Raw genomic sequence first — 19,304 nt, 5'->3', positions numbered from 1 at the left:
TCATCATGGGTGCGTATCTGATCCGCCGTCTCCTGCTGATTATCCCGACCCTCTGGGCAATCATCACGATTAACTTTTTTATTGTGCAAATCGCGCCCGGCGGCCCGGTCGACCAGGCTATTGCAGCCATTGAATTTGGCAACAGCGGCGGCATGCCTGGCGGCGGTGGCGAAGGAATGGGCGCGAGCCATGCCCGCACCGGCCTGGGAAATATCAGTGAAAGCCATTATCGCGGCGGACGTGGCCTGGATCCGGAAGTCATCGCCGAGATCACCCATCGTTATGGCTTCGACAAACCGCTTCACGAGCGGTATTTCAACATGCTCTGGGACTACCTCCGCTTTGATTTTGGCGACAGCCTGTTTCGCAGCGCGTCAGTTTTAACATTGATTAAGCAAAGTCTGCCGGTGTCGATTACCCTGGGGCTGTGGGGAACGTTGATTATTTATCTCGTCTCTATTCCCCTGGGGATCCGTAAAGCGGTTCACAATGGCAGCCGCTTCGATGTCTGGAGCAGCACGTTTATCATCATCGGCTATGCCATTCCGGCGTTTCTGTTTGCCGTTCTGTTGATTGTCTTTTTTGCCGGTGGCAGCTATTTCGATATCTTTCCGCTGCGGGGGCTGGTGTCAGCGGATTTCAGCACCCTGCCCTGGTACAAGAAGATCACCGATTATTTCTGGCACATCACGCTGCCGGTGCTTGCGACCGTCATTGGCGGCTTTGCGGCCCTGACCATGTTGACCAAAAACGCCTTTCTCGATGAAATCCGTAAACAGTACGTTGTGACTGCCCGTGCGAAGGGCGTCGGCGAAAAGCAGATCATGTGGAAACATGTCTTTCGCAACGCCATGCTGCTGGTGATTGCCGGATTTCCTGCCACGTTCATCAGTATGTTTTTTACCGGCTCGCTGCTGATAGAGGTGATGTTCTCCCTCAACGGACTGGGCTTGCTGGGATATGAAGCCACCGTGTCGCGCGATTATCCGGTCATGTTTGGCACACTTTATATCTTCACCCTGATTGGCCTGCTGCTGAATATCATCAGCGATATCAGCTATACGCTGGTTGATCCCCGAATTGATTTTGAGGGCCGCTGATGCCGCGTTTAAGCCCCGTCAACCAGGCCCGATGGGCCCGTTTTCGCCACAACCGCCGCGGCTACTGGTCGCTGTGGATCTTTGCCGTCCTGTTTGTCTTAAGCATGTGTTCGGAATTGATTGCCAACGATAAACCGCTGCTGGTGCACTTTAACGACCGCTGGTATGTGCCCGTTCTCACCCAATACAGCGAAAGCGATTTTGGTGGCCCGTTTGCGACGCCCGCTGAATATCAGGATCCGTGGCTTCGCCAGCAAATTGAACAGCACGGCTGGGCACTCTGGGCGCCGGTGCGTTTTGGCGCAAACAGCATTAACTTTGCGACCACCACCCCCTTCCCTTCCCCGCCTTCCGCGCAAAACTGGCTGGGAACGGATGCCAACGGTGGCGATGTGCTGGCACGCATCCTCTACGGCACGCGGATCTCGATCCTCTTTGGGCTGATGCTGACCGTCTTTTCCAGCGTGATGGGTGTGGTAGCAGGTGCCGTTCAGGGCTACTACGGCGGGAAAATCGACCTGTGGGGCCAACGTTTTATTGAAGTCTGGTCAGGCATGCCGACGCTGTTTCTGATCATTCTGCTTTCAAGCGTGGTACAGCCAAACTTCTGGTGGCTGTTAGGCATTACCGTCATCTTCGGCTGGATGGCGCTGGTAGGCGTGGTGCGGGCGGAATTCCTGCGCACCCGTAATTACGATTACATTCGCGCTGCCCAGGTGCTGGGGGTGAGCGACCGCGGGATCATTTTCCGCCATATGCTTCCTAACGCCGTGGTAGCGACCCTCACTTTCCTGCCGTTTATTCTGTGCAGTTCCATCACTACCCTCACCTCGCTTGATTTCCTTGGCTTCGGGCTCCCTCTCGGTTCCCCGTCGCTCGGCGAGCTACTGCTGCAGGGCAAGAACAACCTGCAGGCACCGTGGTTAGGCATCACCGCCTTTCTTGCCGTGGCCGTGCTGCTTTCACTGCTGATTTTTATTGGCGAAGCCGTGCGCGATGCTTTTGATCCCAACAAGGCGGTATAAGATGACGCAGCCCCTTCTCAGTATTGATAACCTGTCGATTGCCTTTTCAAAACAGGGTGAGGCGCGTACCGTGGTCACGGAGTTGTCGCTGCAGATCCAGCGCGGCGAAACGCTGGCGCTGGTAGGCGAGTCAGGCTCTGGCAAGAGCGTATCGGCACTGTCGATCCTGCGCCTGCTTCCGTCTCCGCCCGTCAGCTATCCGCAAGGCGACATTCTGTTTCACGGTCACTCGCTGCTGCATGCTGATGAAAAAACCCTGCGCGGGATTCGCGGCAATAACATTGCCATGATTTTCCAGGAGCCGATGGTCTCTCTTAACCCGCTGCACACGCTGGAAAAACAGCTCTATGAAGTGCTGTCCCTGCACCGGGGCATGCGCAAAGAGGCGGCGCGGGGGGAGATTCTGGATTGTCTTGAACGAACCGGCATTCGCAATGCCGCAAAACGGCTGAACGATTTTCCCCATCAGCTTTCCGGCGGCGAACGTCAGCGGGTGATGATTGCGATGGCCCTGCTCACGCGACCCGAACTGTTGATTGCCGATGAGCCCACCACCGCGCTGGACGTGACGGTGCAGGCGCAAATTCTGCGGCTGCTGCGGGAGCTGCGTGACGAACTGAACATGAGCCTGCTGTTTATCACCCATAACCTCAGCATTGTGAGAAAGCTCGCCGACAGCGTCGCCGTGATGCAAAACGGACGCTGCGTCGAGCAGAACACCGCAGCCACCCTGCTGAAAGCGCCTCAGCACCCCTATACGCAGCGTCTGCTTGATAGCGAGCCCACGGGTGACCCGGTTCCCCTGCCGGCTGACAGCGCGCCGTTGCTGCGCGTTGAGGGGCTGGGCGTGTCGTTTCCTGTTCGCAAAGGGATTCTGCGGCGCATCGTCGACCAGAATCCGGTATTGAAAAATATCCATTTTTCCCTGCGTCCGGGCGAATCGCTGGGGCTGGTGGGCGAGTCCGGTTCGGGGAAAAGCACCACCGGCCTGGCACTGCTGCGCTTAATCGCCTCGCAGGGTGAGATCCTCTTTGACGGTATGCCGCTGCACAACTGGAACCGTCGCCAGATGTTGCCCGTTCGTCCCCGCATGCAGGTTGTGTTTCAGGATCCAAACTCCTCGCTTAACCCACGGCTGAACGTATTACAGATTGTCGAAGAGGGTCTGCGCGTTCATCAGCCGGCATTGACCGTCCGGCAGCGGGAAGAAGAAGTGATACGCGTTATGGCAGAAGTTGGCTTAGATCCGGATACCCGGCACCGCTACCCGGCTGAATTTTCCGGCGGTCAGCGCCAGCGTATCGCCATTGCCCGCGCGCTGATCCTCAAACCGGAGCTGATCATTCTGGATGAACCGACGTCGTCGCTGGACAGAACCGTTCAGGCTCAGATCCTGGCATTACTGAAAGGATTGCAGGAAAAGCACAGGCTGGCCTATATCTTTATCAGCCATGATTTACAGGTTGTGCGGGCGTTATGCCATCAGGTGATTGTGTTGCGACAGGGAGAAGTGGTCGAACAGGGAGAGTGCCAGCGCGTATTTGCTGCGCCAACGCAGAGCTACACGCGCCAGCTGTTGTCCGCAGACTAGCGCTCAGAAAGGATACTGGCCCGAGAAAGGCTCAGCGATAGCAACACCAAAGTTTTTCAGACGGCAGGTCGCGGCAAATTCATCCTGGCTTTTCACGAACAGGCAGGGTTCACCTTCACACTCCAGTACGGAGCTGTCCACTTCAATATCCGTCAGGGCCTCGCTGAGACGTTCCATGACTCGCCATGCATTTTCGTCGCTCGGGCTCAGCAACTTAAGTGCAACCAGACAATTCTCGCAACCCGCGACGCTTTGCGGAATCGGTTCAACTTTCGAACCTGCAAAACCCGCCGACCAGCGATAGCTCTGGGGCAAGCGATGGACTATGGAGAGTTGTAATGTATTCACGTTCGTTCCCCGGAAGCAAAATTTACTTCACAATTTATTTACATTTATAGTAACACATCATCGCCAGCCTGCACTATTCGGCGCTTTTTTATAGGTGTTCAGGCTCGCGTCGGCGCTATATGTACCCGTTTCTGCGATCTAACTCAACCTTTTTAAATACAATGATGTGACTTTTTACACAAATAGATTTTACATAAAAGAAACAAACACAGGGTAAACGAACGCAGCTTTGGTTGATGTGTGTCAACAAAAAAGGCCCTGACTGGGCCTTATTTGCGCGTTAGCTGGCCACCTTTCGCGGCCGACTGGCGTAGAGATAGAAAAGAATGGAGCTGGTTGCACAAAACGCCATCGCCCACAGCATCGGCCAGGCCGTATTAAACGTGGCCATCGACAGTAACGCCCCGACGATGGCGCCGATGCCAAAGCGGAATGTTCCGGCCAGCGACGAGGCGGTGCCTGCCATATGCGGGAATTCGTCGAGGATCACCGCCATCGCATTGGAGGAAACCATCGACACGCAGCCGACGAAGGCCGCAACCCCCACCACCAGCGCCCAGAAGCCCACGCCTGTAAAAGCACTCAGCACCAGCCAGATAGCCATCACAAACTGGATCCAAAGCCCGGCGCGGAACATGTTCAACGCCCCGACTCGGCGGACAAAGCGGCTGTTAATGATGGTCATAATGAACAGGAAGACGATGTTTAGCGCAAAGTAATAACCGAAGTGCTGCGGAGAAACATGGTTCAGTTCGATATAGACAAACGGCCCGGCACTCAGGAATGAGAACATCCCGGCGAAGCTGAAACCGCTCGCCAGCATATAGCTCAGCACGCGCTTATGGCGAAACAGTGAGGCGAAATTCCCCATTGTGGTTCGGATGTGGAACTTCTGTCGGCGCTCCGCGGGTAGCGTTTCATCAATAAAGAAGAAGATCATTGCCGAGGCCAGCAGCGCGGCAAGCGCCAGGATCCAGAAAATCACATGCCAGCTGAACCATACCAGTACCGCACCACCGGCCATAGGGGCCACTAGCGGTGCAATCGTCGTCACCAGCATCACAAACGACATCATCCGGGAGAACTCTTCTTTCGGGTAGATATCGCGCATCAGGGCATTGATCACCACGCTTGCCGCTGCCGCCGCCAGACCGTGGAAAAAGCGCATGACAATCAGTTGATCGATGGTTTGCGCCTGCGCACAGGCCACCGCTGCCCCTGCAAAAATCAGGGTCCCGCCAAGAATAACGGGCTTGCGGCCAAAGCTGTCCGCCATCGGGCCATAAAACAGCTGACCGAGGGCAAAACCGAGAATATAGGTGCTGAGCGTCATCTGCGCGCTGCCTGCCGGTACGCCAAACTGCGCGGAAATAACCGGCAGCGCAGGCAGATACATATCAATAGACAGCGGCATCAGCATGGCCAGCAGGCCAAGAATGAAGACAATTTTGAACGACGAGTGTGGCCTGGTGGTCACAGAGTTCTCCTGAAATTAATGCGAAGGCAGACCAACGCTGGCGATCTCTTCTTCCGTTAACGGGCGATATTCGCCGGGCGCCAGCTCAGGATCGAGTTCAATTGCGCCAATACGTTCACGATGCAGACCGACAACGTGGTTACCCACCGCGGCAAACATACGCTTCACCTGATGGTAGCGCCCTTCACTGATGGTCAGACGAACCTCGGTAGGCGCGATCACTTCAAGCACGGCAGGCCGGGTCAAATCTTTTTCATTATGCAACTGAACGCCGTTGGCAAATTGTTCTGCCGTGTCATCCGCGACTGGAGACTCCAGCGTCACCCGATACGTCTTCTCGCAGTGATGACGGGGAGACGTGATACGGTGCGACCACTGCCCGTCGTCGGTCATCAGCACCAGCCCGGTGGTGTCGATATCAAGACGGCCAGCGGCATGCAGCTTGTGCGCGACCGGTTCGTCGAGGAAATAAAGCACCGTTGGATGATCCGGATCGTCCGTGGAACAGACATAGCCTTCCGGCTTATTGAGCATGAAATAGCGCGGCCCGTGCTGTTGGGTCAGCGGGTTGCCGTCATATTCAACCTGATGGTCAGGCTGGAGTTTGAACGCAGTGTCTTTCACAATGTCGCCATCCACGGTAACGCGGCTGGCGCGAATTTCACGCCCGGCAATAGCGCGGCTTACGCCGAGTTGCTGAGCGATAAACTTATCAAGTCGCATGAAATCTTTTTAGCCTTAATGGTGCTGGAAGTCGGACAACAGGTCCGAAAAAGAAGCAGTCTGGAATGGCTCAGTATAATGGTCTGGTTGCGCCACTCAAGGGAAAAAGTTTCGTGGCATACTATATGCGAAATAACTAAACCGAGACCCCATGACTTTTACACTTCGTCCTTATCAGCAGGAAGCCGTTGACGCCACTCTCGCCTGGTTTCGTAAACACCAGGCACCGGCGGCCATTGTGCTTCCGACCGGTGCTGGCAAAAGCCTGGTGATCGCCGAACTGGCGCGTCTGGCACGCGGACGCGTGCTGGTGCTGGCCCACGTCAAAGAGCTGGTGGCGCAAAACCATGCCAAGTATTGCGCGCTCGGGCTGGAAGCTGACATTTTCGCTGCCGGGCTAAAGCGTAAAGAGAGCCACGGCAAAGTGGTCTTTGGCAGCGTACAGTCGGTGGCCCGCAACCTTGATCTGTTTCGCAGTGAATTTTCGCTGCTGATTGTCGACGAGTGTCACCGCATCAGCGATGACGACGACAGCCAGTATCAGCAAATCCTCATTCACCTGAAAGAGGTGAACCCGCACCTTCGCCTGCTTGGCCTGACGGCGACCCCGTTTCGCCTGGGTAAAGGCTGGATCTATCGCTACCATTATCACGGCATGGTGCGCGGCGATGAGAAAGCGCTGTTCAGCGACTGTATCTATGAACTTCCTTTGCGCTACATGATCAAGCATGGCTACCTGACGCCGCCCGAGCGGCTGGACATGCCGGTAGTGCAGTACGATTTCAGCCGGTTACAGGCGCAGAGCAACGGGTTATTCAGCGAAGCGGAGTTGAACCAGGCGCTGAAAAAGCAAAAGCGCATTACCCCGCATATCATTAGCCAGATAGAAGAGTTCGCCGCGACGCGCAAAGGGGTCATGATCTTTGCCGCCACCGTGGAGCATGCGCGAGAAATTACCGGGCTGCTGCCCGCCGAGGACGCGGCCTTAATCACCGGCGAGACGCCCGGGCCGGAGCGCGACCGCCTGATCGACGCCTTCAAAGCGCAACAATTCCGCTATCTGGTGAACGTGTCAGTGTTAACCACCGGGTTTGATGCCCCGCATGTCGATCTGATTGCCATTTTACGTCCGACCGAATCGGTCAGTCTTTATCAGCAGATTGTGGGGCGCGGCCTGCGCCTGGCGCCCGGGAAAACCGACTGTCTTATTCTGGATTACGCCGGAAACCCGCACGATCTCTACTCTCCGGAAGTCGGCACGCCAAAAGGCAAAAGCGACAACGTCCCCGTTCAGGTCTTTTGCCCTGCCTGTGGTTTTGCCAACACTTTCTGGGGTAAAACCACCGCAGACGGCACGCTGATTGAACATTTTGGCCGCCGCTGTCAGGGCTGGTTTGAAGATGACGAAGGACATCGCGAACAGTGCGATTTCCGTTTCCGCTTTAAAAACTGCCCGCAGTGCAATGCGGAAAACGATATTGCCGCCCGTCGCTGTCGCGAATGCGATACGGTTCTGGTCGATCCTGATGACATGCTAAAAGCAGCGCTGAAGTTAAAAGATGCGCTGGTGCTGCGCTGTTCCGGTATGGCACTGCAACCCGGCGCGGATGACAAAGGCGAGTGGCTGAAAATCACCTATTACGATGAAGACGGCGCAGACGTCAGCGAGCGCTTCAGGGTACATACGCCTGCCCAGCGTATGGCCTTCGAACAACTCTTTATTCGCCCGCACACCCGTACGCCCGGTGTACCGCTGCGCTGGATTACCGTGGCCGATATCGTGCGCCAGCAGGTGTTACTGCGCCACCCGGATTTTGTTGTGGCTCGTATGAAAGGACAGTTCTGGCAGGTTCGGGAAAAGGTGTTTGATTACGAAGGCCGTTTTCGTCGCGCCAACGAATTGCGCGGTTAAGGGGACTTTTCATTGATGTGAGGGGCATTTGAGTATAAAATGCCGCCCGCTTCATATCCGTGAAGCAGAACACTCACCTGCTGCTGGGTCGCCTGTAGTAGGGTTTAAAATACAGAGAGAAATCAATGTTTACTATCGAAGCAGAAGTACGTAACGTGCAGGGTAAGGGTGCGAGCCGCCGCCTGCGTAACGCTAACAAGTTCCCGGCTATCGTTTACGGTGGCGAAGCTGCTCCAGTTGCAATCGAACTGGATCACGACAAAGTGTGGAACCTGCAGAACAAACCTGAATTCTACAGCGAAGTTCTGACCATCGTTGTTGGCGGTAAAGAAGAAAAAGTGAAAGTTCAGGCTGTTCAGCGTCACGCGTTCAAGCCAAAAGTCACTCACATCGACTTCGTTCGCGCGTAATCGCAAACACGTCGAAAAAAAAGCCCCGCTTCTGCGGGGCTTTTTTTATGCCTGTTATTTCCCGCCAGAGGTGCGTCGCTGAAGCTGATCGCGCAGGTTCGGCGGCGTGCCTTTAATGGTCAGCGTATCGGTGGCCGGATCCCAGAAGATGCGTTCACCCAACAGCATGGCATCAAAGTTGATGGTCAACCCACCGCCGCTACCGGCAAATTTAGTGAGCTGTCGCAGCGTACTGCGATCCGCCGGGAAGCTCTCTTCGAGCTCATAGCCTTTATCAGCGGTAAATTCCTGGAAGCTGACTTCACTGACGCCCGCCAGCTCTTTTGACAGCGACTCCAGCTCAATCTCTTCTCCCGCCTGCAGCTGTTCGTTGCAGTAACTGTACACCTGCTGGCGCACGGTCTGACGCTCAGATTTATCGAGCTGCGCTTCGGCGGTAAAGTCGTCAACCGCCTGCAGCAGCCCTTTGTTCTGCGCTTTGGCGTTAAGACCTTCGCTGGCGCCGAGGAAGTCCATAAAGAAATCAGCCACTTTACGGCCGACGCGGCCTTTCAGGAAGGTCAGGTAGCGGGTCGATTCCGGGTTCGTTTCCCACTCGGTTAAATCGATACGCGCCACGATATCCGCATGGTTGATATCAAGATAGTGGGTAGAGCTGATATCCAGCTGCTCATTCACGCGCATGCTGCTTAAATTGTTCAGCACGGTGACCAGCAGATACTCTACCGCCAGGTAGCGATAGTGACAGAACAGGACGATACCGCCGTCTGCGAACGGGTATTTTGCCAGTTCGTCACGCAGACGTCCGGTGGCGGCGCGGCTAAACGCCAGGAAATCCTCTTCGCCCTGACGCTGTAGACGAAGACTATCAGCCAGTTCGCTCTCTTCGCTGAACAGACCATAGGCTTTATTTTTAGCACTGTAGACGCGGTGCAACTCCGCCATCATTTCCACAACGGTCGCCGTGGGTTCCAGTAACGAATCGCGAAGCACCACTTCAAGGGTTTGCTCATCACGCTTGATAAGCTGGTGCAAGGCAATCTGGTTGATTTCCAGACTCATGATAAACTCTCCTTTTAGACCGGGCGGTATTCAACCACCACCAGGTCATGTGTGCAACAACAGATAAAAAAGGGGAAAAAAAGCTGTCGCTACGGTAATATGTTGCCCTTTCATCAACAAACTGATTTTGATTTATGCCACAACATTCCCGCTACAGTGATGAACACGTTGAACAACTGCTCAGTGAGCTGGTCAACGTACTGGAAAAACATAAAACGCCGACCGATCTCTCCCTGATGGTTTTGGGAAATATGGTCACCAACCTTATCAATACCAGCGTTGCTCCGGCTCAGCGTCAGGCGATCGCCAAATCTTTCGCCCAGGCGTTACAGTCCTCCGTCAGCGACGACCAGGCCCATTAAGGGAAACGAACAACAGTTTATGGTGACGAATCGTCAGCGCTACCGTGAAAAAGTCTCCCAGATGGTCAGCTGGGGACACTGGTTTGCCCTGTTCAACATTCTGTTAGCGTCGGTCATTGGCTGTCGTTATCTGTTTGTCGCAGACTGGCCGACAACGCTAACCGGGCGTATTTACTCCTGGATGAGCGTTGTGGGTCACTTTAGCTTTTTGGTTTTCGCCACCTATCTGCTGATCCTGTTCCCCCTGACGTTTATCGTCATGTCGCAGCGGCTCATGCGTTTCTTGTCCGCTATCCTCGCGACGGCGGGGATAACGCTGCTGCTTATCGACAGCGAAGTCTTTACCCGTTTTCACCTGCATCTCAACCCCATCGTCTGGGAACTGGTGATCAACCCGGATCAAAACGAAACGGCCCGTGACTGGCAGCTGATGTTTATCAGCGTTCCGGTGATCCTGCTTATTGAGATGCTGTTTGCCACCTGGAGCTGGCAAAAACTGCGCAGCCTGACCCGGCGCCGCCATTACGCGAAGCCCGTTGCGACGCTCTTTTTCGTCTCCTTTATTAGCTCGCACATCATGTATATCTGGGCGGATGCGAACTTCTATCGCCCTATTACCATGCAGCGCGCTAACCTGCCGCTCTCTTATCCGATGACGGCCCGCCGTTTCCTCGAAAAACACGGCCTGCTGGATGCGCAGGAGTATCAGCGCCGTCTGGTCGAACAGGGTAATCCGGAAGCGGTCAGCGTTCAGTATCCGCTGAGCGAACTACGCTATCGCGATATGGGCCGCGGGCAAAACGTCCTGTTAATCACCGTCGATGGCCTGAATTATTCACGTTACGAGAAGCTGATGCCTGCTCTGGCTGATTTCGCCAGTAAGAACGTGACGTTTACACAGCATATGAGTTCCGGTAACTCGACCGACGCGGGTATCTTTGGTCTGTTCTACGGCATTTCAGCCGGATACATGGACGGCGTGCTGTCCGCCCGTATTCCTGCGGCACTGATCACCGGGCTTAATCAGCAGGGTTATCAGTTAGGGCTATTCTCATCGGATGGCTTTAACAGCGCGCTCTATCGCCAGGCGCTGCTGTCAGACTTCTCACTGCCGGCGGCACAGAGCCAGACAGATGAACAGACCGCCAGTCAGTGGATAAGCTGGCTGCAACGCTACGCCCAGGAAGATAACCGCTGGTTCTCGTGGGTTGCCTTAAACGGCACCAACCTTGAGGACACGAATCAGAAAGGCTTTGCGCGCCGCTACAGCCGCGCTGCCGGTGACGTGGATGCACAAATCGGCCGCGTACTCGACGCGTTGCGCGAGTCTGGCAAGCTGGATAACACCGTCGTGATCGTCACGGCCGGTCATGGTATCCCGTTGGGTGACGAGACGAAGAGCATGGAGTGGTCGCGTCCAAATCTGCATGTTCCGCTGGTGATCCACTGGCCGGGAACGCCGGCGCAGCGCATCAATATGCTGACTGAACATAAAGATGTGATGACGACCCTGATGCAACGTCTGCTGCACGTCAGCACGCCAGCAAACGAATATTCACAGGGGCAGGATCTCTTCAGTGCCACCCGCCGCCATAACTGGGTGACGGCTGCCGGAGAGAGCACGCTGGTGGTGACTACGCCAGCGCTGACGCTGGTGCTGAACAACAATGGGAAGTATCAGACGTATAATCTGCAGGGTGAGCGGTTGAAAGACCAAAAACCGCAGCTGAGCCTGCTGCTGCAGGTTCTGACGGATGAGAAGCGCTTTATCGCTAACTGATTAATTATAAACCAGTTAGCAACAGATTCCCTTGCATTCAAAACGGAATCGAGTAGTATTCTTTTTATGCGTCGGCACGTAGCGCAGCCTGGTAGCGCACCGTCATGGGGTGTCGGGGGTCGGAGGTTCAAATCCTCTCGTGCCGACCAAAAATACTCTTTAAACCAGCCAGCTATGGCTGGTTTTTTTATTGCTTCATTTCTGATGGGAATTAGTACCTGTAGTTTCAGCACCAACGGTCGACAATCCCCCTTAAAACATTCCGCCACGCTTGACGCTGTATATTTTTACAGTAAAAATACCTCCCCCACTGGAAGTTATTACGGAGGTTTTATGTTTGTTGAATTGGTTTACGATAAGCGAAATGTTCAGGGCCTGGATGGAGCCAGAGAAATTATATTGGCCGAGCTTACGAAGCGAGTGCATAACATCTTCCCTGATGCTGAAGTGAAGGTTAAGCCTATGCAGGCTAACGGACTCAATAGCGATGCCAGCAAAAGCGATCGTGAAAAGTTGAACCGCATGCTGGAGGATATGTTTGAAGAGTCTGATATGTGGCTTACAAATGAATAAATTTCTTTGAAGCCCTCATATCGAATGTACTGGCGCGGACTTTAGCTGACAATTTTCTTTTGTGTAAGACAATAACGTTGGACAATCGACTTAGTGCGATAAACCAACGTCTGGAGCAGTGATGATGAAAACAGTCGAGATACTGCAATACAATTTACACAAAGGCACCGGAGCATTTTTTCATAACGTCATGGCAGAAATTAGCGTTCCCCTTCATCAACGCCACGGCATCGATGTGGTGTCGTTTGGTCACTCTCTGCACGATCTTGATTGCTACTATCTCATTCGATCCTTTGAAAGTATTGAAAATATGAATACAGTGCTTAATTCTTTCTACGCGAGCGCAGACTGGCGCTGCGGGCCTCGTGAGTCCATCATTGACTGCATCGAAACAAGCATTAAGACAGTAATTGATCTGCCACGAGTAAGTGTGGATGGGCTACGAGTGTAAGTCCAAATCTGTTACGTCGCGATTGAGCGTTTACTGCCATATTAGGTTTGGTTCGGTGTATTGAAACTGCCAAAACGAGTCTGAGCTAATACATATCTAACCCTACCCTGCTCCCCATTGATTAACACACCGCGATGTTTGTAATGTCTTCATAAGCCACATGAGGACATCCCCAAGAAGCGTTTTTCCGACCAACATATTCTTGAAAACCAACCCTTCCGGGTTGTTTTTTATTTCTGCAAAGGGAAATGGGTGTCATGTAACTCACTGGAAAAAAGGGGCCCGTTTAGGCCCCCTGATGCGTTACTGTTTCACTTTGGCCTTTTCCTCATTGATGACGTTTAGCGCTGCTGCGGTGCAATCACCCTGAGCGATCCTGAGCGTGCGCGCCTGTTGGCGTTGCTCCAACAATGCGGAAAGCGTGTTGTAAACTTTCGTTTCGTGGTGGGCCTGTGCATAGCCCAACGCCTCGCAGATTTGAAAATCTGACATTGCCGCAACACGTTTACCATTCCCCCCCATGAAAGGCCGGGTGCTTAATGCATCCGTTTCGGGTTGAGAAGCAATGCAACATCCTGTAGTAGTCACCGCTGCCAGAATGATTAATATCCACTGAGCCTTTTTCATCAGTAACGCTTTTTTTAAAGGTTTCACTTAAAATACTTCCCAAATTCGACATGTTGTCGCCTGATTTCTTTCAGGTTTGCCACTATTCCAGCCATACACCAGCCACTGACAACCCCCAAAAACCACCCCATCAAGAGATTGACTATCACCAGTGACCCACGTTTCTGGAGCCAGACTGAGCGCTACCACCACCAATATGATTGCCACCGCCTAAGCCGTGGGCGCTGTTGCTGTTGGCTGCATTGTTGCTGCCGTTTCCCGTTCCATGCTCATGTCGTGAGTTATTACGGCTATGATCGCTTCCCTGACGCTGAGAGACGATCAACGCGTCTACATGCGGAACTGCGATTTGCACATTCGGATCGACTTTGGCGATCTCCCCTGCGGTGGTGGTAGTGGTGACACCGTTAACCGTGATATTCACAGGCGTCCCCGGCTTCATACTGGACACAGCAACGTTAATCGAGCCCGTGTCTTTTGTTATGGCAACACTTGTAACGTTATCAGGTGCTTTCGTGGTGGCTGGAGTATGAGTAAGCGAGGGCGCAGTAACCGCCGTGCCAGCGGGTAAGGCTGGTCCTGTTGTCGCTTGCTGCATAGACACCACTGCGGCGCGGTAAGTTGTGCCTGTGATTTGTGGCGCAGCCACTGTAGACGTTTTGGTGGCGTCAGAGGGGTTAACGGCAGTTCCAGCAGGTAAGGCTGGCCCTGTTGTGACTTGCTGCATTGAAATCACAGCGTTCCGGTAAGTCGTGCCCGTAATGTGTGGCGTTTTCTGCTGCAGGAGTTGCGGCGCTCTTTGTGTTACAGGTCGCGGCGCATCGGGAGCCATTTCAGTTGCCTGTACTGCATTAATACGATCGCCTGCAGTGCGTAAGCTGTTTTCGATGTCCCCTAAACGGGCCATATTTTCAGGTGAACGGTCGGCATTGTAAGCCTTTAATGCAGCCTGCTTATCCTCCATGGCCTGATTGGCTTCATTGCGAATCGACTGAATAGCAGTGGCTTTTTCATCCATGGTCATGAAATTAGAAGCGAAGGCGTTCACACTTCCGCATGAAAGCGCAATTATTACGGATAAAGAAATGATAGAATGGCGGTTCATTACAATAATTACCTTTAATTTACGTTAAGGGAAAACAGAAACAACAATTTACTACCCCGGCACATGTCGGGGACTTTTTTCAACAAACGAAACAAGCACTTCAAACCGCGCATAATAACGACTGTAAACGATTACACTTTTGATATTTATCAATATCCCTAATTCAAATTGTAGAAATAACAATCAACTCAGCCACTATATTTCCCTGTTAATTCGCTTCAAAACATCTCTATTGTTATCGCAACAAATCATTTTTTTAGTGGATAACACTCAGATGGTGAATTTTTCCGGTTCATTATCCTGCATAAAAAAGTGAAATAATGTTTCAGTGCACGTGCATTGACGTAACGAAAGCATCCCTCACCCTGGATAAAGCACTCTGTCCCTGCGTAGCTGGTGCGGCCCCAAGCCAGACACGGTCAGCAATGCAGAGAGGGATATATACCCGGATTTCACGCGATAAGAGGTGTGATAATTGAACAACGTGGCGGTATAGCGGGGGGTCTAATTACAGAGGCAGGAATTTATTGCAATTGATGACAGGGCTGGTTGAATCAACATGAATGCTGTCCAGCCCTGATTCGTACGACTAAAAAAAGAAAAGCATTTTAATAACCGTATTCTTACCGCACTTCGGCAGGCGTTTTACGCAGATAAAGCAGTGTCAGCAAACAAATCACCGCGCCGGCATAAAAGGTATATTCTGCGCCCCACAGTTCCCAGATAGCACCGGCACCCACGCTGGCCATCAGTAACCCGATCCCGCTGACCAGACTGAAAAGACCAAACGCCGTACCGCGCAAATCCGCAGGCGCTGTTTTAGCCACCATCGCGGCCAGCAGCCCCTGAGTCATCCCCATATGCATGCCCCAGAGCGCAACGCCGACAATAATACCGGTCCAATGGGTACTCAGGGCCAGAACGACATCAGCGGCAATCAAAACGACTAGCCCCCACTGCAGAAGCCGGGTATGGCTCATACCATCAGAGAGTTTGCCAAACGGATAGGCCGAGAAAGAATAGATCACGTTCATCACCACCATCACCAGCGGGATTAAGGCCAGGGGAACGCCAGACTGTTGCGCACGGAGGACAAGAAAAGCCTCGCTAAAACGTGCCAGTGTGAATACCGCCCCCAGGCCAATGACCCACCAGCACGATTTTCCCAGCCGCGTTAAATTCTCTCTTTTGATGGGATTAGTGCGTTTATGTTCGACAGGGGTTTTCGGCTCCTTCAGGCCGAAATACAGCAGCGCAACCGAAAGAAAGCCGGGGATCAGGGCTATCCAGAAAACCGCGCGAAAATCATTGTGTAGCAGCAGCATTAACCCCACGGCCAGTAGTGGCCCCAGAAATGCGCCGGTGGTATCCATAGACTGACGCAGGCCATATGCCGCCCCACGCAGTTCCGGCGGGGTGATATCTGCGACCAGCGCATCCCGTGGAGCACCGCGGATCCCCTTCCCCGCACGATCCATCAGGCGCGCGCCTAAAACCATCCCCGAAGAGGATGCGAGGGCGAAAAAGGGTTTGCTCAGCGCACCGAGGCCATACCCGAGTAGCGCCAGCCCTTTACGCTTGCCAAGATAGTCGCTAATCGCCCCCGAAAAGACTTTGATAAAGAGAGCGGTAGCCTCCGCGAGTCCTTCAATCAGGCCGATAACCAACACGCTCGTTCCAAGCGTAGTCACCATAAACAGTGGAAGCAGGCTGTGAATACTCTCTGACGAGATGTCCATCAACATACTGACGCCACCCACTACCCAGACCCCACGAGGGATCCGGCTGAGTACCGTAAATCTGGAAAGCATCTGTAACTCCTGCTCTGAAAATAGTGGCCTGACTGCTTACAGAATAGGATACGACGGATTAAAAATCTGAGGAAGAACAACGAGCCAATAAAAAAGCCAGCGCTCAGGCTGGCTTATTTATCGCAGGAAAGGCGTTTAGTGTTTATCACGCCCACCCAGGAAGAAAATGCCCAGCGGAATGGCAAGCAGCACGGTGAACACCAGGCTATAAACAAAGATCATCGCTGATTGCAGGACATACATGCTGGTCGTCCAGGCAGAGAGAGGAATGTTGTACTGTTCAATAACGCCAACAATGGTTGCCCGCCCAACGCACGCGGCAGCAATCATAAACACAACCAGTAACGCCAACAGGAACTTGCGGCCTTCAGGTGTTTTCAGTTTTGCACGTACCATCTCTCTCTTCCCTTCACAGATGAATAACATTATGTGGCGCTTAAAATAACACGATCTGCCGCCAGACTCCAATGCAGTACAAACAACCACTAATTGCGCATTAATAGAGTTTTATACGCTGCCAATATTGAAAATGTAAGTAAATTACACCAACCATTCACGAACATTATGTTAACCTGTGCCTGATAGTTTGACATAAAGGAATGACTGTGAAAAAAGCACCTCAATTTGCCATTGCCCTGATTGCCGCCGCATGCGTTAGCACCAGCGCTTTCGCCAGCGACACCCCTAAAGCGCAGCCTCTGGAAAAAGTAGCGCCTTATCCGCAAGCGGAAAAAGGGATGAAGCGTCAGGTCATTCAGTTACCCGCTCAGCAGGATGAAGCGAATTTCAAAGTGGAACTGTTAATTGGCCAGACGCTGGAAGTGGACTGCAACCAGCACCGTCTGGGCGGTCAGCTGGAAAGCAAAACCCTGGAAGGTTGGGGCTACGACTATTACGTCTTTGATAAAGTGACCTCTCCGGTTTCGACCATGATGGCCTGCCCGGATGGCAAGAAAGAGAAGAAATTTGTTACCGCGTATCTGGGTGACAACAGTCTGCTGCGCTATAACAGCAAGCTGCCAATCGTCGTTTATACGCCTGCAAACGTGGAAGTGAAATATCGCGTGTGGAAGGCGGAAGAAGAGAGGGGCACCGCAGAAGTCCGTTAAGGATAAGCCGGGTGGCGACTTCGCCTGACCCGGCCATGATACTGTGCGGTTTAATAAGCCGGGTAAGCGCTAACGCTACCCGGCTTTTTCACATCAGAGTGCGATATCCGCGACCGGTTTGTTTTCCGCCTGAGGCTTCAGCTCTGCCTTTGGTGCTGAGTCAGCAGCAGCTTGCGGCTTCACATATTGCAGCTGCAGAACGCGGCTGGTGTATTCCAGTTCCTGTTCCGTCGCGTCAACATTACCGTTCAGCTTAGTGCCGTAAGAAGGAATAATGGTTTTCAGTTTTGCCTGCCATTCCGGGCTGGCAACTTTGTCTTTAAACACTTTTTCCATCAGATGCAGCATGATTGGCGCAGCGGTAGAAGCCCCCGGTGACGCACCCAGCAGCGCAGCAACAGTGCCTTCTTTGTCACTGACCACTTCGGTACCCAGACGCAGTACACCGCCCTCTTTCGGATCGCGTTTGATGATCTGTACACGCTGACCCGCCTGCCACAAACGCCAGTCTTCTTTCTTCGCCTGCGGATAGTACTCTTTCAGCGCGTCAAAGCGTTCATCGTCAGAGAGCATCACCTGGCTAATCAGGTATTTCACCAGATCGAAGTTATCCAGACCGACGTCCATCATGGGCTTAACGTTAGAGGTGGTGGTCGCACTCAGCAGGTCCCACAGGGAACCGTTTTTCAGGAACTTCGTGGAGAAGGTCGCGAATGGCCCGAACAGCACCACACGTTTACCGTCAAGCACGCGGGTGTCGATGTGCGGAACGGACATGGGTGGCGCACCAACGGAAGCCTGACCGTAGACTTTTGCCAGGTGACGATTCACCACTTCCGGGTTTTCAGACACCAGGAACTGACCGCCCACCGGGAAGCCTGCGTAATCGTCCGCTTCCGGAATACCGGTTTCCTGCAGCAGTTTCAGCGCCGCGCCGCCCGCACCAATAAAGACAAACTTCGCCTTGATGACGTGCTCTTCTTCATTGTGTTTCAGATCGGCAACGGTCACGCTCCAGCTGTTATCCGCATTGCGCTTGAAACCACGCACTTCGGTGCTGAGCTGCAGATTAAAGTTCTCTTTTTTCTGCAGGGAACCTACCAGCTGGCGGGTAATTTCGCCGTAGTTCACGTCAGTACCAATTTCAGTACGGGTCGCGGCGACTTTCTGGTTCGGGTCACGACCTTCCATGACCAGCGGAGCCCACTCTTTAATCTGCGCGTGATCTTCGGAGTATTTCATGCCGCGGAACAGCGTGCTCTGCTGCAGAGCCGCATAGCGCGCACGCAGGAAGTTAACGTTTTGCTCGCCCCACACAAAGCTCATGTGCGGCACGGTGTTGATGAAGGAGTGCGGATCGTGCATTACGCCGCTGTTCACCTGGTGAGACCAGAACTGGCGAGAAATCTGGAATGCTTCGTTGATCTCAACCGCCTTCTCGATACTAATGGAACCGTCCTTTTTCTGCGGTGTGTAGTTCAGTTCCATGAGTGCCGAATGGCCCGTACCGGCGTTGTTCCAGCCGTTCGAGCTCTCCTGCGCCACGCCATCGAGGCGCTCGACCATGGTCATAGACCAGTCCGGCTGCAGTTCTTGCAGATAGGTTCCCAGCGTGGCGCTCATAATACCGCCACCAATTAAAAGGACGTCCGTTTCCTGCTCTTTTGGCGTGTCAGCTTTTGCCGCCATTGAGACGGTATTCAGCCCCACGGCCAGAGACAAGAGCATGGCAGTCATTTTTTTCATAATTTATGCCTTAGTGTAAAAGTGCGTGATGCGTGGAAATTGCAGGTGAAAAAAGCTGCGCGGGAACGGTAACAACTTTTAAATGGTGTTTA

19 protein-coding genes and 1 tRNA gene are annotated in these 19,304 nt (G+C 53.3%); 11 read left to right on the top strand and 9 right to left on the bottom strand.

Going from position 1 to position 19,304, the window contains the following annotated elements; translation table 11 throughout:
• The first annotated feature begins 5 nt into the window (after positions 1-5).
• From ACMVME_RS07145 to yejF, 3 genes are read left to right on the top strand one after another with little or no spacing between them, the layout of a single operon-like run.
• A complete protein-coding gene (locus ACMVME_RS07145) occupies positions 6-1,100 on the top strand; it encodes a microcin C ABC transporter permease YejB (protein ID WP_014170933.1) in 1,095 nt (364 codons plus the stop codon).
• Entirely contained in the window at positions 1,100-2,125 is a 1,026-nt protein-coding gene (locus ACMVME_RS07140; RefSeq protein ID WP_014170934.1) for an ABC transporter permease, read from the top strand. Before ACMVME_RS07145 ends, ACMVME_RS07140 begins: the two co-directional genes overlap by 1 nt.
• A 1-nt stretch (position 2,126) precedes the next feature.
• Positions 2,127-3,716 (top strand): microcin C ABC transporter ATP-binding protein YejF, encoded by a 1,590-nt coding sequence (gene yejF, locus ACMVME_RS07135; protein ID WP_041162786.1) that lies wholly within the window; start codon positions 2,127-2,129, stop codon positions 3,714-3,716.
• A gap of 3 nt (positions 3,717-3,719) precedes the next feature.
• On the opposite strand, the gene ACMVME_RS07130 is transcribed toward yejF, so the two are convergent.
• The 3 genes from ACMVME_RS07130 to rsuA form a co-directional block, all read right to left on the bottom strand.
• The gene (locus ACMVME_RS07130; protein ID WP_014170936.1) at positions 3,720-4,064 is read right to left on the bottom strand and encodes a YejG family protein; all 345 of its coding nucleotides are present in this window, start codon (positions 4,062-4,064) and stop codon (positions 3,720-3,722) included.
• Between the two features lie 280 nt (positions 4,065-4,344).
• The gene (locus tag ACMVME_RS07125; RefSeq protein WP_014170937.1) at positions 4,345-5,541 is read right to left on the bottom strand and encodes a Bcr/CflA family multidrug efflux MFS transporter; all 1,197 of its coding nucleotides are present in this window, start codon (positions 5,539-5,541) and stop codon (positions 4,345-4,347) included.
• 15 nt (positions 5,542-5,556) lie between these two features.
• Positions 5,557-6,264, bottom strand: coding sequence for a 16S rRNA pseudouridine(516) synthase RsuA (rsuA, locus tag ACMVME_RS07120; RefSeq protein WP_014170938.1), 708 nt, complete (start codon positions 6,262-6,264; stop codon positions 5,557-5,559).
• Positions 6,265-6,415: 151 nt separating this feature from the next.
• Between rsuA and ACMVME_RS07115 the strand changes: the two genes are divergently transcribed.
• Together ACMVME_RS07115 and rplY are read left to right on the top strand one after the other, a co-directional pair.
• The gene (locus ACMVME_RS07115) at positions 6,416-8,176 is read left to right on the top strand and encodes a DEAD/DEAH box helicase (protein WP_014170940.1); all 1,761 of its coding nucleotides are present in this window, start codon (positions 6,416-6,418) and stop codon (positions 8,174-8,176) included.
• 125 nt (positions 8,177-8,301) lie between these two features.
• On the top strand, positions 8,302-8,586 hold the full coding sequence (gene rplY, locus ACMVME_RS07110; protein ID WP_014170941.1) for a 50S ribosomal protein L25: 285 nt from the start codon (positions 8,302-8,304) through the stop codon (positions 8,584-8,586).
• A 54-nt stretch (positions 8,587-8,640) separates the two neighbouring features.
• Here rplY and yejK read toward each other — a convergent pair whose 3' ends face one another.
• Positions 8,641-9,648 (bottom strand): nucleoid-associated protein YejK, encoded by a 1,008-nt coding sequence (gene yejK / locus ACMVME_RS07105; RefSeq protein ID WP_014170942.1) that lies wholly within the window; start codon positions 9,646-9,648, stop codon positions 8,641-8,643.
• A gap of 134 nt (positions 9,649-9,782) precedes the next feature.
• Between yejK and ACMVME_RS07100 the strand changes: the two genes are divergently transcribed.
• From ACMVME_RS07100 to ACMVME_RS07080, 5 genes are all read left to right on the top strand, one after another.
• Complete coding sequence (locus ACMVME_RS07100) at positions 9,783-10,010, top strand: YejL family protein (protein WP_001135586.1); 228 nt, start codon at positions 9,783-9,785, stop codon at positions 10,008-10,010.
• Between the two features lie 19 nt (positions 10,011-10,029).
• Entirely contained in the window at positions 10,030-11,790 is a 1,761-nt protein-coding gene (gene yejM / locus ACMVME_RS07095) for an LPS biosynthesis-modulating metalloenzyme YejM (RefSeq protein ID WP_068794821.1), read from the top strand.
• Between the two features lie 72 nt (positions 11,791-11,862).
• A tRNA-Pro gene (locus tag ACMVME_RS07090) sits at positions 11,863-11,939 on the top strand.
• A 25-nt stretch (positions 11,940-11,964) separates the two neighbouring features.
• Positions 11,965-12,363 (top strand): DinI family protein, encoded by a 399-nt coding sequence (locus ACMVME_RS07085; protein WP_079231847.1) that lies wholly within the window; start codon positions 11,965-11,967, stop codon positions 12,361-12,363.
• Between the two features lie 124 nt (positions 12,364-12,487).
• Positions 12,488-12,814: an NIPSNAP family protein gene (locus tag ACMVME_RS07080; RefSeq protein ID WP_068794900.1), complete on the top strand. Its 327-nt coding sequence runs from the start codon at positions 12,488-12,490 to the stop codon at positions 12,812-12,814.
• A gap of 303 nt (positions 12,815-13,117) precedes the next feature.
• Here the strand turns inward: ACMVME_RS07080 and ACMVME_RS07075 are convergent, their stop codons facing one another.
• The 4 genes from ACMVME_RS07075 to ACMVME_RS07060 all read right to left on the bottom strand — a co-directional run bounded on the left by ACMVME_RS07075 (position 13,118) and on the right by ACMVME_RS07060 (position 16,753).
• Positions 13,118-13,468, bottom strand: coding sequence for a hypothetical protein (locus ACMVME_RS07075; RefSeq protein ID WP_251858775.1), 351 nt, complete (start codon positions 13,466-13,468; stop codon positions 13,118-13,120).
• Between the two features lie 118 nt (positions 13,469-13,586).
• Entirely contained in the window at positions 13,587-14,546 is a 960-nt protein-coding gene (locus ACMVME_RS07070) for a hypothetical protein (protein ID WP_068794822.1), read from the bottom strand.
• A gap of 623 nt (positions 14,547-15,169) precedes the next feature.
• Entirely contained in the window at positions 15,170-16,357 is a 1,188-nt protein-coding gene (locus tag ACMVME_RS07065; protein ID WP_068794823.1) for an MFS transporter, read from the bottom strand.
• A 135-nt stretch (positions 16,358-16,492) separates the two neighbouring features.
• Entirely contained in the window at positions 16,493-16,753 is a 261-nt protein-coding gene (locus ACMVME_RS07060) for a DUF2534 family protein (RefSeq protein ID WP_010433451.1), read from the bottom strand.
• Between the two features lie 209 nt (positions 16,754-16,962).
• Here ACMVME_RS07060 and eco point away from each other — a divergent pair, with 209 nt between their 5' ends.
• Positions 16,963-17,466: a serine protease inhibitor ecotin gene (eco, locus tag ACMVME_RS07055; protein WP_044867435.1), complete on the top strand. Its 504-nt coding sequence runs from the start codon at positions 16,963-16,965 to the stop codon at positions 17,464-17,466.
• Between the two features lie 93 nt (positions 17,467-17,559).
• On the opposite strand, the gene mqo is transcribed toward eco, so the two are convergent.
• Positions 17,560-19,212, bottom strand: coding sequence for a malate dehydrogenase (quinone) (mqo, locus tag ACMVME_RS07050; RefSeq protein WP_414743405.1), 1,653 nt, complete (start codon positions 19,210-19,212; stop codon positions 17,560-17,562).
• Positions 19,213-19,304 lie beyond the last annotated feature (92 nt).

This window comes from Enterobacter cloacae complex sp. 2024EL-00711 (assembly GCF_047529885.1).
Lineage (GTDB): Bacteria > Pseudomonadota > Gammaproteobacteria > Enterobacterales > Enterobacteriaceae > Enterobacter > Enterobacter ludwigii.
The sequence above is the reverse complement of the archived record's forward strand: the minus strand, read 5'-3'. Positions and strand labels throughout refer to the sequence as shown.